Source organism: Streptomyces sp. NPDC048696, assembly GCF_043198895.1.
Lineage (GTDB): Bacteria > Actinomycetota > Actinomycetes > Streptomycetales > Streptomycetaceae > Streptomyces.
On the sequence record NZ_JBICVJ010000015.1, the window covers coordinates 38579 to 53687 of the forward strand.

Annotated in this window: 7 protein-coding genes; all 7 read right to left on the reverse strand. The window is 73.4% G+C overall.

Annotated features, from left to right (window positions below; translation table 11 throughout):
* Positions 1-915 precede the first annotated feature (915 nt).
* Positions 916-2772 (reverse strand): GMC oxidoreductase, encoded by a 1857-nt coding sequence (locus ACGFRG_RS27920; RefSeq protein WP_393268329.1) that lies wholly within the window; start codon positions 2770-2772, stop codon positions 916-918.
* A gap of 53 nt (positions 2773-2825) precedes the next feature.
* Positions 2826-4442, reverse strand: coding sequence for a succinic semialdehyde dehydrogenase (locus ACGFRG_RS27925; protein ID WP_361426662.1), 1617 nt, complete (start codon positions 4440-4442; stop codon positions 2826-2828).
* Positions 4443-4561: 119 nt separating this feature from the next.
* On the reverse strand, positions 4562-6214 hold the full coding sequence (locus ACGFRG_RS27930; RefSeq protein ID WP_393268331.1) for a serine/threonine-protein kinase: 1653 nt from the start codon (positions 6212-6214) through the stop codon (positions 4562-4564).
* Between the two features lie 80 nt (positions 6215-6294).
* Positions 6295-7788 carry a serine/threonine-protein kinase gene (locus ACGFRG_RS27935; protein ID WP_393268532.1) on the reverse strand — a complete coding sequence of 498 codons (1494 nt, stop codon included), beginning with the start codon at positions 7786-7788 and terminating at the stop codon, positions 6295-6297.
* 224 nt (positions 7789-8012) lie between these two features.
* Positions 8013-9635 carry a serine/threonine-protein kinase gene (locus ACGFRG_RS27940; RefSeq protein WP_361426772.1) on the reverse strand — a complete coding sequence of 541 codons (1623 nt, stop codon included), beginning with the start codon at positions 9633-9635 and terminating at the stop codon, positions 8013-8015.
* Between the two features lie 178 nt (positions 9636-9813).
* Positions 9814-12816, reverse strand: a complete 3003-nt coding sequence (locus ACGFRG_RS27945) for a protein kinase (protein WP_393268334.1) — start codon at positions 12814-12816, stop codon at positions 9814-9816.
* Between the two features lie 105 nt (positions 12817-12921).
* Positions 12922-14928, reverse strand: a complete 2007-nt coding sequence (locus ACGFRG_RS27950) for a serine/threonine-protein kinase (RefSeq protein ID WP_361426653.1) — start codon at positions 14926-14928, stop codon at positions 12922-12924.
* Positions 14929-15109 lie beyond the last annotated feature (181 nt).

A 15109-nucleotide genomic window follows, 5' to 3' on the forward strand; every position in this document is an offset into this window, starting at 1 on the left:
CCGGGGGCCCAGGGCCGCAGGACCCCAGAGCCCAGCGCCGCACGTGAGCGGCCGGGGCCGGGCCGGATCTGCGTTCGGGCGCATCCTCACCCGTCCGGCGCCGTGACCGCCCCCGGCCCCACTTCGTTTGTCAGGGTGTCCGTGCCAGCCAGGGGCGGGCCCGAAAAAACCACGCGTGGCTCCGCTGGAGCGTGTGACGCACCGTTGGTGCGTCGTGGGACCTCGCCCCAGCGCGCGTGACCGGACGGCAGGGGACAGCAGCCCGGTCACCCCTTAAAAGCGGTCGGTTCCGGGGGCGCCCGGGGCCGGCCGCATCCGGTCCAAACGGTTGCGCGGTCCGCAGCCCATCCCTCACGATGCAAAGACACGTCCCGTACTGCGCAGAGCGACTGCCAGTGGTCGACACCACCCGCGCGCCCCCCGCGCGCCCGGTCGGCCACCCGGCGCACACCCAGGCGGCGCCACCCCCCGTCGCCGCCCCGAGGCACCGATGCTGCCCTGACGTCGGTGCTGACGCCAAGGGCCCCGCGGGCCATCCCCTGGAGGATGGCCCGACGCGGGGCCCTTCGCTCTGTCCGGGCCCGTTGGTCGCCTTCCGGGCCTGTTGGTCGCCTTCCGACCAGGCCCTCTTCCGCTCGCGCGCGGAGCCCCGACCGCTGCGGCCGGTTGCCCCGGGCGTCGCATTTGGCGGGATCTCTCCGGTAACCCTTCGGGCGCCCGAAACAGATGTGACGGGAAGCACATAAGGATTCTGTGAATCCTGGGACAACCATTGACAGGAGTTGCAGGTCATCCCCTGCGGAACCAACGGCCCCGCATGTTCCGCGGGGCCCGTGGACGAGCGGGGAGCGCTGCACTCGGAGGGGGGTGCAGCGCTCCCCGTCTTCCGTTGATGGCCGAATGGTGGCCGAACTCCTACGCCTTCGGCTCCCGCTGCGGCTCGCCCGGCTCCTTCGGCGGAACCGCGGGCATCCCCAGGAACGGCAGCCGCAGCGCGCCGAACGCGTCCTCCGGCACCGCCGGGGCCTTCGGCGCCACCGCCGCGACCCGTTCGTACGGCCTGCCCGGGGCCGGGCGCGGGTCGGCCTCGCCCTTGTTCGGCCAGAACGACATCGCCCGCTCGGCCTGCGCCGTGATCGTCAGGGACGGGTTCACCCCCAGGTTCGCCGAGACCGCGGCCCCGTCGACCACCGAGATCCCCGGGTGCCCGAAGAGCCGGTGGTACGGGTCGATCACGCCCTCCTCGGGCGACGCGCCGATCGGGCAGCCGCCCAGGAAGTGCGCGGTCAGCGGGGTGCCCATCAGCTCGCCGACGTTCGAGCCCGCGAAGCCGTTGATCTCGGCGGCGATCGCGGTGGCCGCCCGCGAGGCCGCCTCGATCTGCTTCGGGTTGGGCGCGCCGTGGCCCTGGCGGGCGGTGAGCAGGCCCTTGCCGACGCCGTCCGGCTTCAGATACGTCGTCAGGGAGTTGTCCAGGGACTGCATGACGAGGCCGATGATCGTCCGCTCCGACCAGCGGCGGTTGCTCACCGAGCGCGCCAGCAGAGCCGGATGCTTCACCGCGTTCGCCAGCCAGCCGAGCGCCCGCGAGGAGCCCTGCGCGTACGGCACCTGGAGGATCGACAGGCCGCCCATCGCGTTCGAGCCCCGGCCGTAGCGGACCGGCTCGATGTGGGTGTTCTCGTCGGGGTGGACCGAGGAGGTGATGGCGACGCCCCGGGTGAAGTCGACCCGCTCCGCGCCGTGCGCCTTCTTGTAGCGCCGGTTGTCGGTCTGCGCGCCGACCAGCGCCTCGGAGTTGGTACGGGTCAGCTCGCCCAGCTTCCTGGAGATGTACGGGAGCTGACCGCCCGAGCGCATGCGGTGCAGCAGGGTCTGGGTGCCGTAGGTGCCCGCCGCGATCACCACCCGCCGGGCCGTGAACAGCCGGCCCGGGGCCTTCTTGCGGTCGTCGGTGGGCAGCGTGGCGATCGCGTACCCGCCGCGCGAGTCGTCGGTGACCGAGACGACGGTGGTCATCGGGTGCACCACCGCGCCTGCCTTCTCGGCGAGGTAGAGGTAGTTCTCGTTGAGGGTGTTCTTGGCGCCGTGGCGGCAGCCCGTCATGCACTCGCCGCACTCGGTGCACGCCTTGCGCGCCGGGCCCGCCCCGCCGAAGTACGGGTCCTCGACCTGCTCGCCGGGCCTGGCCTTCACCGTGCCGTCGGCGTCCTGGCCGTCCCCGAAGAAGACGCCGACCGGCGCCATGTGGAAGGTGTCGCCCACCCCCATCCGCTGGGCCGCCGCCTTCAGATGCACGTCGGAGGGGGTCATGGTCGGGTTGAGCCGCACCCCGAGCATCCGCCGGGCCTGCTCGTAGTACGGGCCCAACTCCTCCTGCCAGTCGGTGATGTCCTTCCACTGCGGGTCGTCGAAGAACTGCCGGGGCGGCACGTACAGGGTGTTGGCGTAGTTCAGCGACCCGCCGCCGACCCCCGCGCCCGCCAGCACCATCACATTGCCGAGCAGATGGATGCGCTGGATGCCGTACATGCCGAGCCTGGGCGCCCACAGGTAGTTCTTGACGTCCCAGGAGTTCTTCGGCAGCGACGCGCGCGTGAAGCGGCGGCCCGCCTCCAGGACGCCGACCCGGTAGCCCTTCTCGGTCAGCCGCAGCGCCGTCACCGAACCGCCGAAGCCGGACCCGACGACGAGCACGTCGTAGTCGTACGCCGTGTCGTCCTGCTCGTACGCCGTGTCGTCCTGGTTCTGGGCAGGGGTCTGCTGGGACATCGGCTCTCCTCGTACGGCTTCGGAACGGGACGGGGGCGGGGAGTCGGGCGGGCTCAGCGCAGCCGGAGCGCCTTCATCGCCTTGAGGCTGCGGCTCATGAACGCGGCGTACTTCTCGTCGTCCATGCCGAAGGACGGCGCCAGCGGCAGGACGCGCTGCTGGGCGACGGTCTGGGCCTCGGTGTACTTGAGGATGCCCTCGGAGCCGTGCCGGCGGCCCAGGCCCGAGTCCTTCATGCCGCCCATCGGGGACTGGACGCTGCCGTACGCCGGCGCGTACCCCTCGTTGATGTTGACCGTGCCGGTGCGCAGCTTCGCGGCGACCTGGTGGCCCCGGCGCGAATCCTTCGTCCAGACCGAGGAGTTGAGGCCGTACGGGGTGGCGTTCGCGGCCTCGACGACCTCGTCCTCGTCGGTGAACCGGTAGACGGACACGACCGGGCCGAAGGTCTCCTCGGTGCAGACGGCCATCGGGTCCTGCACGCCGTCGAGGATGGTCGGCTCGTAGAAGAGCGGGCCGATGTCGGGGCGGGCCACGCCGCCCGCGACCAGCCGGGCGCCCTTGGCGACGGCCTCCTCGACGTGCCGCGTCACCGTCTCCAGCTGGCGCTCGCCCACCAGCGAGCCCATGTCGGCGCCGTACGCGAGCGCGGTGCCGAGCCGCATCGCCTTCGTACGGGCGGCGAACCGCTCCACGAAGTCGTCGGCGATCGACTCGTGGACGTACAGCCGCTCGATGGAGATGCAGAGCTGGCCCGCCGAGGAGAAGCAGGCGCGGACGGCGCCCGCCGCGGCCTTCTCCACATCGGCGTCGCGCAGCACCAGCATCGCGTTCTTGCCGCCCAACTCCAGCGAGACGCCCACCAGTCGGGCCGCCGCGCCCTGGGCGACCTCGCGGCCGGTGCGGGTGGAGCCGGTGAACGAGACGTAGTCGGCGTGCCGGACGACCTCGGGGCCGACGACCGGTCCCTCGCCGATGACCACCTGGAACACCTCGGCGGGAAGCCCCGCCTCGATCAGCAGGTCACGGGCCCACAGCGCGGTGAGCGCGGTCTCGGTGTCGGGCTTCATCACCACGGCGTTGCCGGAGACGAACGCGGGCAGCGCGTCGCCCACCGACAGCTCGAACGGGTAGTTCCAGGGCGCGATCTGCCCCACCACCCCGCGCGGCTGGCGCAGTTCGGTGACCTTGGTGAGGGTCGGCACGACACCGGTGTGGCGCTTGGGGCGCAGATACGCGGGCGCCTTGCGGCCGTAGTGGCGCGCGGCCACGGCGACGGCCTGCACCTCCTCGTGCGCGTGCAGGCGGGCCTTGCCGGTCTCCAGCTGGATGAGGTCCAGGACCTCGGCCTGACGCGCGAGGACCAGGTCGTGGAAGCGCAGCAGGACGGCCGCGCGCTCACGGACCCCGGTCGCGGCCCAGGCGGGCTGCGCCGCGCGGGCGCGCGCGAACGCCTCGGCGACGTCCTCGGGCGTGGACTCGGGCAGGTCCGCCAGCTTCTCACCGGTGAACGGCGTGTGGTTCGCCGTCCGGCCGGAGCCGACGACACCCCGGGTGAGGCGGCCCACCACCTCGGGCGTGACCACATCGGCGGCGGTGCGGGCGCCCGTGGGAGCCGCGGCGACCGGGTTCGTACGGGTGCTGGAGGGCGTGGCCTGCGAGTCCGTCATGGGAGGGAGCGTATGCCCGGCGCAACCGTTTGGGTACCCGCCGGTAATACCTTTGTCGCACCCTCACAAACACGCCAGTAATCACTGGCCACATAACCGCTGATCAGGCCCTGTTTCCCTCAGAGACCATGAATTTTCAGACCGTCGACGACTTGGCCGAACAGCTTCTCGCCGTCCCTCGACGCCTTGCCCGCGGCCGGCATCCTGACCCTCAGCTGCCAGTAGACCGAGCCGCTTCCCGGGATCAGCAGCTCGTGGAAGCGGAAGTGGTACGGGTTGGGGTCGCTCGTCGAAGTCCCGTACGGGACGTAGTCGGTGACCACCTCGGACGCCTTCTTGCCCTGGTGGGTGGTGTCCTTGACGGTGACCACGGCGTTTCGCATCTCGGTGGTCCCCGCGCCGCCGTGCTCGTAGTGGGACTTCCAGGAGGCCCCGGTGGGGCCGGGGTCGTCCGTCCTGGCCTTGGTGTCGGTGCGCCAGACGTCGATCTCGAACACCCCGCTGGGGTCGTTGTAGGTGACCGCGTCCGCCTTGTCGGACTGGGTGCGCTTGTAGTCCTCGGGCACCGCGACGTCCGCGTTCAGCACCTCGTTCTCGGGCCGCACCTGCCAGCCCGACGGCAGTCCGCCGCCGCCGAACGGGTCGGTGAGGAGCAGCGTCGCCGCGAGGGCCACCGCGAGCAGGCCGCCGCCGAGGCCGTAGCGGGCGCGCTTGCTGCCCGCCAGGACGGGCGGGACCCAGGCGCGGGCGCCGGTGGCGGAACGGGCGCCCGCGTCGCTCAGCAGCCGGGTCGCGGCCACCGTGGCGGGCGCCGGGTTCGCGACCGGCTCCAGGGTCCGGCGGATCTCGGCCGGGGCGGGCCGCGCCGCCGGGTCCTTGCGCAGCAGCTGCATCACCAGCGTGCCGAAGGCGCCCGAGCCCCGGGCCGGCATCTGCGGCTCGGCCGACAGGACGGCCTGGAGGGTGGCCGGGGTGTTGCTGCGCCGGTACGGGGACATGCCCTCGACCGCCGCGTACAGCACGACGCCCAGCGACCACAGGTCCGACTCCGGCCCCGGCCGCTGGCCGAGCACCCGCTCCGGGGCGATGAACTCGGGCGAGCCGACGAAGGCGCCGGTCTCGGTGAGCCCTTCCTCGCCCTCGACCTGCGCGATGCCGAAGTCGGTGAGGACGACCCGCTCGCCGCGCCCGAGCAGGACGTTGGCGGGCTTCACATCGCGGTGCAGGACGCCCGCCTCGTGGGCCGCGGTGAGCGCGCCGAGGACCGCGAGCCCGATCCGCGCGGCCTCGCGTACGTCGAGGGTGCCCTCCTGGAGCCGGTCGGCCAGCGAGTGACCGCGCACCAGCTCCATCACGATCCACGGCTTGCCGTCCTCGACGACCACGTCGTGCATCGTGACGACGCTGGGGTGGTCGATCCGGGCGGCGGCCCGGGCCTCGCGCTGCATCCGCAGATGGACGGTGGCACGCTCGCGCTCGCCCAAGTGGTCCGGTACGCGCGGCTCCTTGACCGCCACGTCCCGGTCCACCACCTCGTCGTGCGCCCGCCAGACCGTGCCCATGCCGCCGTGGCCGAGGCGGTCGACGAGCCGGTAGCGGCCACCGAGAACCCGCCCGGCACCGGCCTCCGGTGCCTCCGGTGCCTCTGTGGCCTCTGTGGCCTCGCTCCGGGTGGGCTCGTACTCGGTGGGCACGGGCTGGGGCGGCACGGGCTGGGGCGGCTGGAGTCCGTAGCTGGTGGGCTCGTCGGCCTGTCCCCCGTCGTTCGTCATGCACACATCCTGTCGAACGGGAGTTGCCCTTGCCACAGCACGGGTTGAGCGGATGCAGAGCCGTGACAGTCGTGACGCGGTCAGGCCGACGGCGTGAACGAGTCGAGCGCGGTGTCGAAGTGCCGCTTCGCCTCGTCGCGCCGCCCTGTCGGCGCCGACACCCACACGTCGTACATCTTGCCGCCCTCGTCCCAGGACTCGTCGTACGTGTGCCGGGGCCCCTCGGCCGCGCTGAAGCCGTTCCAGCTGAACTCCCAGAGCGCCGCGTCATGGCCCTGGTGCGTGGTGGCGACGACCTTGCCGTCCCGGTAACCGGGGTTGCTGCTCGGCCCGTTGGCGTCGGCGATCCGCATGACGCCGAGCGGGCCGCCGGAGACCGAGTTCTGCAGCCGGATCCCCAGCCGGAAGGCGCCGTCCGGCGACACATAGAAGACCCGCCGGTCGTCGGTGGTCCGGGTGAAGCCCGCCGGGACCGTGAGGGTGAAGCCGTCCGGGTCGCGGACCACGCGGTACCCGGCGGGCGCGGTGCCTTCCGGAACGGGCGAGGACGCCGTGACCGTCACCGTGGCGCCCGGCACCTCGGGCCGCACCGACGCGGCCGAGGACGCGGTGACCGTCGCCGTGGCCGCGCCGCCGCCCGTCGCGGCCTGCGCCTTCCCGCCGTCGTGCCCGCCGTCGTCACCGCTCAGCAGTACGGCGGCGGCCGCGCCCGCACCGGCGAGGACGGCGACCAGGACCGCCGCGACCAGCGCGGTCCTGCCGCGCCTCGGCCGGGGCGCCGGGCCGGTCACCGCCACGCGCTCGGTCGGCGTGTACTGGCGCGGGGTGACGGGGGTGGAGCCCGTCGACACGTACGCCTTCAGGAGCTCGGTCGCCTCGGGCGCGCCCAGCCTGCGCACCGGGTCGCGGTCGAGCAGCCCGTGGACGACCGGGAGCAGCGGGGCGGCGGCGGCCGGCGGGCGGATCTCGTCGGTGACCACGGCGTGCAGCACACCGCCCAACGAGTCGCGGTGGAAGGGGGATTCGCCGCTCAGGGCGGCGCACAGGAGCGCGCCGAGCGACCACAGGTCGGACTCGGGCCCGGCCGCCGCGCCCTGCATCCGCTCCGGCGAGGTGTACTCGGGCGAGCCGACGAACGCGCCGTCCTCGCTGATCGTGGTGGTGCCCGGCAGCTGCGCGATCCCGAAGTCGGTGAGCACCACCCGGCCGGTGTCCTCCTCCAGGAGGACGTTGGCGGGCTTGAGGTCGCGGTGGAGCACGCCCTGGCGGTGCGCGGTGCCGAGCGCGCCCAGCAGCGCGATGCCGATGCGGGCCGCCTCGGCCGCGTCGACCGGCCCGCGCAGCCGCAGCCGGTCGGCCAGCGAGCCGCCTTCGACCAGCTCCATCACGATGTACGAGCGCCCGTCCTGCTCGACCACGTCGTGGACGACGATGACGTGCGGGTGCTTGATCTGCGCCACGGCCCGGGCCTCGCGCAGCGCGGCGGTCGCGGGGCCGCCGCCGTCGGGGTGCAGCTCCTTGACCGCGACCTGACGGCCGAGCAGTTGGTCCTGGGCGCGCCAGACGGTGCCCATGCCGCCCCGGCCGAGCCGGGCTGTCGGCCGGTAGCGCCCGGCGATCAGGCGCTCGTCGGCCGGACCGCCACGCGGGTCACTGACAGGTGCGGGCACCGCGCTTTCCCCCTGATACTCGTCCTGGGCCCATCATGCCGCACGGGCCCGCGCCCGAGCAGGGCGTGAGGTCACGGGACGGCCGCGACCGGCCCCCGGGGCCGGATCCCACCGGACTTGATGTGGCGTCAGTTCTGCGGCGGCGGCTGCCAGCCGCGCAGCACCGTGTCGAACTGCTCACGGGTGGTCGCCCAGTCGGACTCCGGGCCCGACATGTACACCGCGTACTCGGTGCCGCCGTCCTCGGAGAAGTACATCTGGTCGATCGCGTGCCGCTTGCCCGGGAAGCCCTTCTTCTCCACATAGGTGAACTCCCAGAGCGAGGAGTTCACCTGGTCCCGGAAGGTGTTGGAGTGCAGCGTGATCCGCTGGTACTTGGGCAGCCGCTTCTCCAGCGCCTTCTCCAGGTTCAGCTGGTGCATGTACGGGTTCTCGAAGTCGGGCTTGCCCACGCTGATCCGGATGTAGTGGCGGCCGTCGTCCGGCGTGTAGTCGACCTCCTTGCCGTCCATCTGGCGCCGCCAGCCCTCGGGCACGAAGAGGGTGAACCCGGCCGGGTCCTTCACCCGCTTCCAGCCGTCGGGCAAGGACGCGTCGCCCTGCTTGACCGGCTTGTCCTTGTCCGGGGACTTGTCCGGCGACTTGGAGGCCGTGCCACCGGTCGTGGTGGTGCCGGTGCCGCTGTCGCGGTACTTGAGCACGGCGAGGCCGACCCCGCCGCCGACGACGGCCGCGAGCGCGACCACCAGGGCGACGGTCCGCCAGCGGCGCCTGCCCGCCGGGCGCGCGGAGGCGACCGAGGGCGCGGGCACCACGGCCTCGGGCGCCGGTGCGGGCGCGGGCGTGCGGACCGTACCGGAGCCGCCCGCCGGGCCGTTGGCGGCGTGCAGCTCGGCCTCGGAGACCTGCCGGGTCGGCACGTACTCGTGCGCGGCCCTGGGCTCGCGCCCCTCCATCGCCTCCAGGAACATCCGCTCGGCCTCTTCGGCCGAGGGGCGGTCGTCGGGGTCCTTGCGCAGCAGGGCGGTGATGACCGGGGCGAGCGCTCCCGCGTGCGTGGCGGGCGGGGGCTCCTCGTTCACCACGGCCTGCATGGTGGAGATGGGCGAGGAGCGGCGGAAGGGCGACTCGCCCTGGACGGCGGTGTAGAGCGTGGCGCCCAGCGACCAGAGGTCGGAGGCGGGACCGGGCTGTCCTCCTCGTACCCGCTCGGGCGCCAGATAGTCGATCGAGCCCACCAGTTCACCGGTCCGGGTGATCGTGGAGTCGCCCTCGATGGCGGCGATGCCGAAGTCGGTGAGCAGCACGCGCGCGTCGCGGGCGAGCAGGACGTTGCCGGGCTTGACGTCGCGGTGCAGCACCCCGGCCGCGTGGGCCGCGCGCAGCGCGCCGAGGACGTGCAGACCTATGCGGGCGGCCTCGCGGGCTTCTATGCGCCCGGTCTCCGAGGCCTTGACGGCGTCGGCGAGCGAGGGCCCGTCGACGTACTGCATCACGATCCAGGGGCGGTTGTCGTGGTCGAGCACATCGTGGACGGTGACCACGCCGGGGTGCGTGATGCGCGCGGCGGCCCGCGCCTCCTTCTGCGTACGGGCGTGCAGCACGACGCGGTCGGCCTCGGCCACGTACAGCGCGGCGGTCAGCTCCTTGACGGCCACCGTCCGGTGCAGGACCTCGTCGTGGGCCCGCCAGACCTTGCCCATGCCACCGCGGCCGATGGTGTCGCCCAGGCGGTAGCGCCCGGCCAGCAGCAGCCCCGCCGCCACCGCTTCCGCGCCCTTGCCGCTGTTGCTCTGGTTCTGTTCCACGTCCCCCGCCCGGCCGGTTCTTAAGGGGCAAGGTTACGGAGCGGATTCCGGCCAGGGAACCTCGGGGGCACCTTGCACCGCACCGACTGCGAGGTATGTGTCTGAGGCAACCTATGAACCGTCAACGAGTGGCGCTGTAGGCGGCCGTGGCCTGCGTATAGATCTCCGTCACCTTGTCCCGCTGCGGCTCCGGACCGATGACCTGGATGATGTGGTACCGGCCATGTATGAGCATGACCTGATTGCGTACGTAAACGGTCCGGCCGGTGCTGTCACGCCAGGTGAACTGCCCCTCGGCAGTCACTTTCCGGCCAATGTCGACCCGTCTGAGCCCGGCCGCGGTGGCCCAGGCCGAGTCCCGAAACGGTTGCAGCTCGCGCTCCTTGTCGCGCTGGTACGCGAGCGGATCGTCGCCCACGCTCTTGACGCCGTCCCGGCCGGGCACGATGACCAGCGTGAAGTCCCCGCCGACATAACGGACTTGTCCGGCGTCGTTGATGGGCTGCCGCTCGAAGGACGGATCGACGGCAGTCCGGAACCCCTCGGGGTCCGTACGCATCACGTACCCCTTGGCGGGTGGCTGCCCGCCGGGCGCGGTGGTCTGGGTCTGCGGGGTGGAGGGCGAACCGGTGCTTTCGGTACGCGCGGGCGGGCTCGGCGTCGGCGTGGTGCGCGGGGCGCTCTGCCCGGCGGGCGCCCCCTCACCGTTGTCCGTCGCGCCTTTGGAGCCGGACTTGGGCATGAAGAACACGGCGTACGCGAGGGCCGCGACGAGCACCAGGAGGACGAGCAGCACGAGGGTGCGGCCGAGGGAACGGGGCTTCTGTCCGGTGTCCTCCCGCTGTGGCGCGCGCGTACGTTCCCGCTTCGGCGCGCGTTCCCGCTTCGGCGCACGCGGCGTACGGGGTTCGGCCCGCAGGGGCACGCCGGCCTCGCTGAACTCCTCCTGAACGCTCAGCCGCTCCGGTCTGCGGGGCGCGGACCTGCGCTGCTGCCGGTGGCGGCCCGCGCCCGCGGCGGCCGCGCGGCGGCGCCGCACCAACTCGCCGCGCCGCCGCAGGATCGGCAGCCGGGTGGCGTCCGGCGAGGGCAGCGGGACGACGTGGGTGCCCGCGTCCGGTTCGGGCGCGGACCGCACGATCGAGCGCAGCCAGCCGCGCAGCTCCTCGAACTCCGGCCGCTCGGTGGGGTCCTGGCGCAGCAGCGACTCGACGACCGGCCGCAGCGGTCCGCACTCCTCGGCGAACGCGGGCGGCTCGCCGCACACCATCTGCACCAGCTCGACCGCGTTCTCCTCCGGGTACGGCGCATGCCCCTGCACCGCCCGGAACAGCAGCGCGCCCAGCGCCCACAGATCGGTGGCGGGCCCGATCGGCGGCGCGAGCCGCCAGTTCTCGTGTATCGGCCCGGCCTGCTCGGGCGCCCAGCGCTCGGTGACGCCCCCCACGACGGCGATCCGCGTCTGCCGCGCCCGCTCGGCCGCGAGGCGCGTGGTGGGCCCGCGGTACCCGCCCCCGTGCGGCTGCGGCGCCACGGCTTCCCAGCCGCCCGCACCGCTCTCCCGGGCGGCGACGCCCGCACTGGCATGCGTCTGGCGCTGCGCGTCCGCCCGCAACGCGTCGGCCCCGGCCCCGGTGGCATGCGGCAACGCGGGCCGCGGCGCGGCGGAGGGCGGCGGGCCGGTGGTGGCGGGGGGTGCGCTGGGGGTGCTGGGGACGCCCGGCGGGCGGGAGAGCTCCGGGCGCGGGATCCAACGGCCCGTCACCGGGTCGTACGCCCGCCGGGTCCGCCCCGAGTCCGGCCCCTCCTCGATGGCGTAGGGGCTGGCGGAGGCGGCGGGGGTCGCGCTGGTGTCGGGGCCCGTGGCGGGGCCGATGGCCGGGTCCGTGGCCAGGTCTGTGGCTGGGCCTGTGGCCGGTGCCTCGTCGGGTCCGGCGGCGGGCGTATGCGGTACGCGCGTGCCGCTCACCGGGTCGTACACACCCCGGCCGATGGCGTCGGCGCGGGTGTCGGTGCCGGCAGTGGTGCCGGCAGAGCCGGTGTCCGTGGTGGCGGCGTCGCGCCAGACCCCCTCCAACTCGGCCTGCGGGGGCGCCGGACGCTGCATCGGGAGCGCCCCGTCGTCCCCCACGCGCGCGGCGGCCCGCGCCCCGGCCCGATACGCGGCGATGGCTCCGGCCCGCGTTCCGGCGGCGGTGGACGCGCCGGGCCGGGGCACAAGGGCCTGCCCGTGCGTCATCTGCCCATGCGCCATCCGCCCGTCGGCGGCCTGCGCGCCACCGTCCGGGCCGCCATGGCCCGGGCCGTCGTGGTCCGGGCCAGCACCGTTCAGGCCGTCCCCGTCCGGCCCCGCCGGGGACCAACCGGCGGGCAGCGCGGGCGCTCTGGTCGACGGAAGCGGGGCAGGCCGGGCGGCCGGAGCCGTCGGCGCGGGCGGCCTGAAGGGGGCGTGGGGGTCGACGACACCAACCCCGTCCGCCGCCTCCGCCGACGCGCCGTCATCCGCCGCGCCGAACTCGTCGTCACCACCGCCGAACGCCGCAGGCACCACCGCGTAACCGCACAGCGCCTCCTCCGCCGCGCCGACCGCGAGACCGGTCAGCATCACGCGGCCGTCATCGCATATCAACACGGTCCGGGCCGTGATGTTCCGGTGCGTCCAGCCGTGCGCGTGCAGCACCCGCAGCGCGGTGAGCACATCGGAGGCGACCTCCGCCGCCCGGTACGGCGCCATCGGCCGCTCGGCGAGCAGCGCCGCCAGCGGCCGGGCCATCACGAGTTCGCTGACGATCCACAGCGAACCGTCCTCGGCGAACACATCGAAGACCTGGTCCAGCCGGGGATGGTCGGGGATCCGCGCGGCCGCCTGGGCCGCCTCGATCGCGCGCCGCAGAAACGGATCGGCCGGCCGTCGCCGCGCCCCGCCGCCGAACCCTCCCCCGTACCGCCCGTCCGCCCCCTGCACCTCGGCGTCCACGACCTCCGGCAACGGCACCCGCCGCACCAGGACTTCCTGCCCGCTGTAGGTGTCAAAAGCCCTGGTCTCGACCAGTTCGTACTCGTCCGAAGACGGCAGCGGCAGCCGATAGCGGTCGGCGAGCACCCGACCCGCATACTCGTCCACGACGCCTCCCCACAGCGCGCTGTCCCCCGAACCCGTCAATTCCGGTCGATTACCGGCCCATTGTGGCTGCGTACGGTCCGCGAGCTCTCACGATACGTGGCCTGCTCAGTCCTTGGGGCTGAACGTGTCGAACGCCGTCTTGCGCAGCGTCGCACACGCCTCGGCGTCCCACTCGGCCGCCTTGCAGGTGATCATGATCGCGTAGCCGTGCGACCCGTCGGCCTTGAAGCCACGGTTGAGCACCCGCACGTGCTGGCCGCTCTGGTCCCGCTCGAACGTCCAGTCCGCCACCGTGGGGTAGCCCTTGTACCCGACCGACTGTATGCCGACGAGCTTGTAGTTGCTGCTGCTCCCAGCGACCGCCCCGGCGAGCTCCAGCCAGGCCCGCTTGGCGTCGTTGCTCGGGCTGGAGTTGAAGTCGACCTGGACGCGCGGGAACCCGCCGTTGGCGCTGTATATGCCGCCCGAGTTGTCCCCGGCTATGCCGGTGCGGTGGAACCCGGCGGGCATGGCCATGGAGAAGTGGAAGTCGCCGTCGGTGACCATGGCGTAGCCGCTCGGCAGCCCGGCCGCGCTTCCGCTCCCGTTCCCGGTCCCCGTGCCGGGGCTCGCGGGCGCGCTGGAGGTCTTGCCCCCGTTCTGCCCCTCGGTCTGCGCCTGCCCCTGACCGTTGCCCTGGGCCTGACCGTTGGGGGCCTTGCCGTTGCCGGTCTTGTCGCCGCCCGCCGTGGACCCGCTCGACGCGGCCTTGTCGCTCTTGCCGTCCTTACCGGTCTTGCCCTTGCCCTTGTCGTCACCGCCGCCGCTCAGCGCTATCGCGAGCACCGTGCCGAGCACGGCCAGCGCCGCGACGACCGCGATGATCACGAGCGTGCGGCGCGGCACGACATCGGTGAGCGGCGCCCGCACCGGCGCGGGCGGCCCGGACGGCGTCCGAGGAGCGACCGGCGCCGACCCGGCGGACGCGGCCGCCCCGCCAAGGGACTTGGCGGCGGTCTTGCCGACCGCCCGGTCCTTGGCCTTGTCCTTCGCCTTCTCCTTGGCGGTCGTCTGCGCCGCCACCGCCGCGTTCCGTACGGACTTGAGCGCGCCCCGCATCCGGTCGGCGGCCGCGTCGGCCACCTCCTTCGCCTTCGCGCCCGTCTCGCCCTTGGGCTCGCCGGGCACCGGGGGCAGCGCGACGACCCGCGTCACCTCGGACGACACCGGCTCCGGCGCGGGCGCGGGCTCGTCCGGGGCGTGGATGACCTCGGTGAGCAGCGCACGCGCCGCCGCGTTGTCGAGCCGCTGCTCGGGGTCCTTGGCGAGCAGACCGTAAATGACCTTCTCCAGAAGCGGTCCCGCGTTCTGCGGCGGGTCCACCGGTTCGGTCATGACAGCCGTCAGCGTCGCTATCGCCGAACCCTTGTCGTACGGCGGGACGCCCTCCACGCTCGCGTAGAGCAGACCGCCCAGCGACCAGAGGTCGGCGGCCGGACCGGGCTTGTGGCCCCGCGCGCGCTCCGGCGAGATGTACGAGGGCGCGCCGACGAGCATGCCGGTCGAGGTGATGGACGGGTCGCCCTCGACCTGCGCGATGCCGAAGTCGGTGAGCACGACCCGGCCGTCCTCGGCGATCAGCACGTTGGACGGCTTCACATCGCGGTGCAGGATGCCCTCGCGGTGCGCGGAGCGCAGCACGTCGAGGATGGCGAGCCCGACCTCGGCGGCCCGGCGCGGCGTCAGCAGCCCGTCCTCGCGCACCGCTTCGGCGAGCGACTTGCCCTCGACCAGCTCCATGACGATCCACGGCCGGTCGTCCTCGTCCACGACGTCGTAGACCGTCACCGCGCTGGTGTTGCGGATCCGGGCGATCGCCTTGGCCTCGCGCAGGGTGCGCGTGATGAGACGGCGCTTCTCCTCGTCGTCGATGCTGCTGGGAAAACGCAGCTCCTTGACGGCGACGGTACGGCCCAGCGTCTCGTCGACGGCACGCCAGACCGTGCCCATGCCGCCACGGCCGAGCACATCCCCGAGCCGGTACCGATCGGCCAGGAGCCTGCCCTCGGCTTTGGCGCCGGGCTCCTTCCGCTCGTCCCGCTGGGGCTCCCGCGACTGCTCCGCCTCCGACATGCGTCCCCTCTGCGATCCCTGATCCGCGCCCGCACCGACCGCGTCCCGGCCGACGGCTCCCCGCAACTTGCCTCGTGAGGCGGCCCGGTTCACCGCTTTGCCCTGCTTCTCCTGCCGGGGGTCCGGGGGTTGGCCCCCGGGGGAGCGGCACCCGCCCTGGCAGAGCGTCCATTGTCTCTCA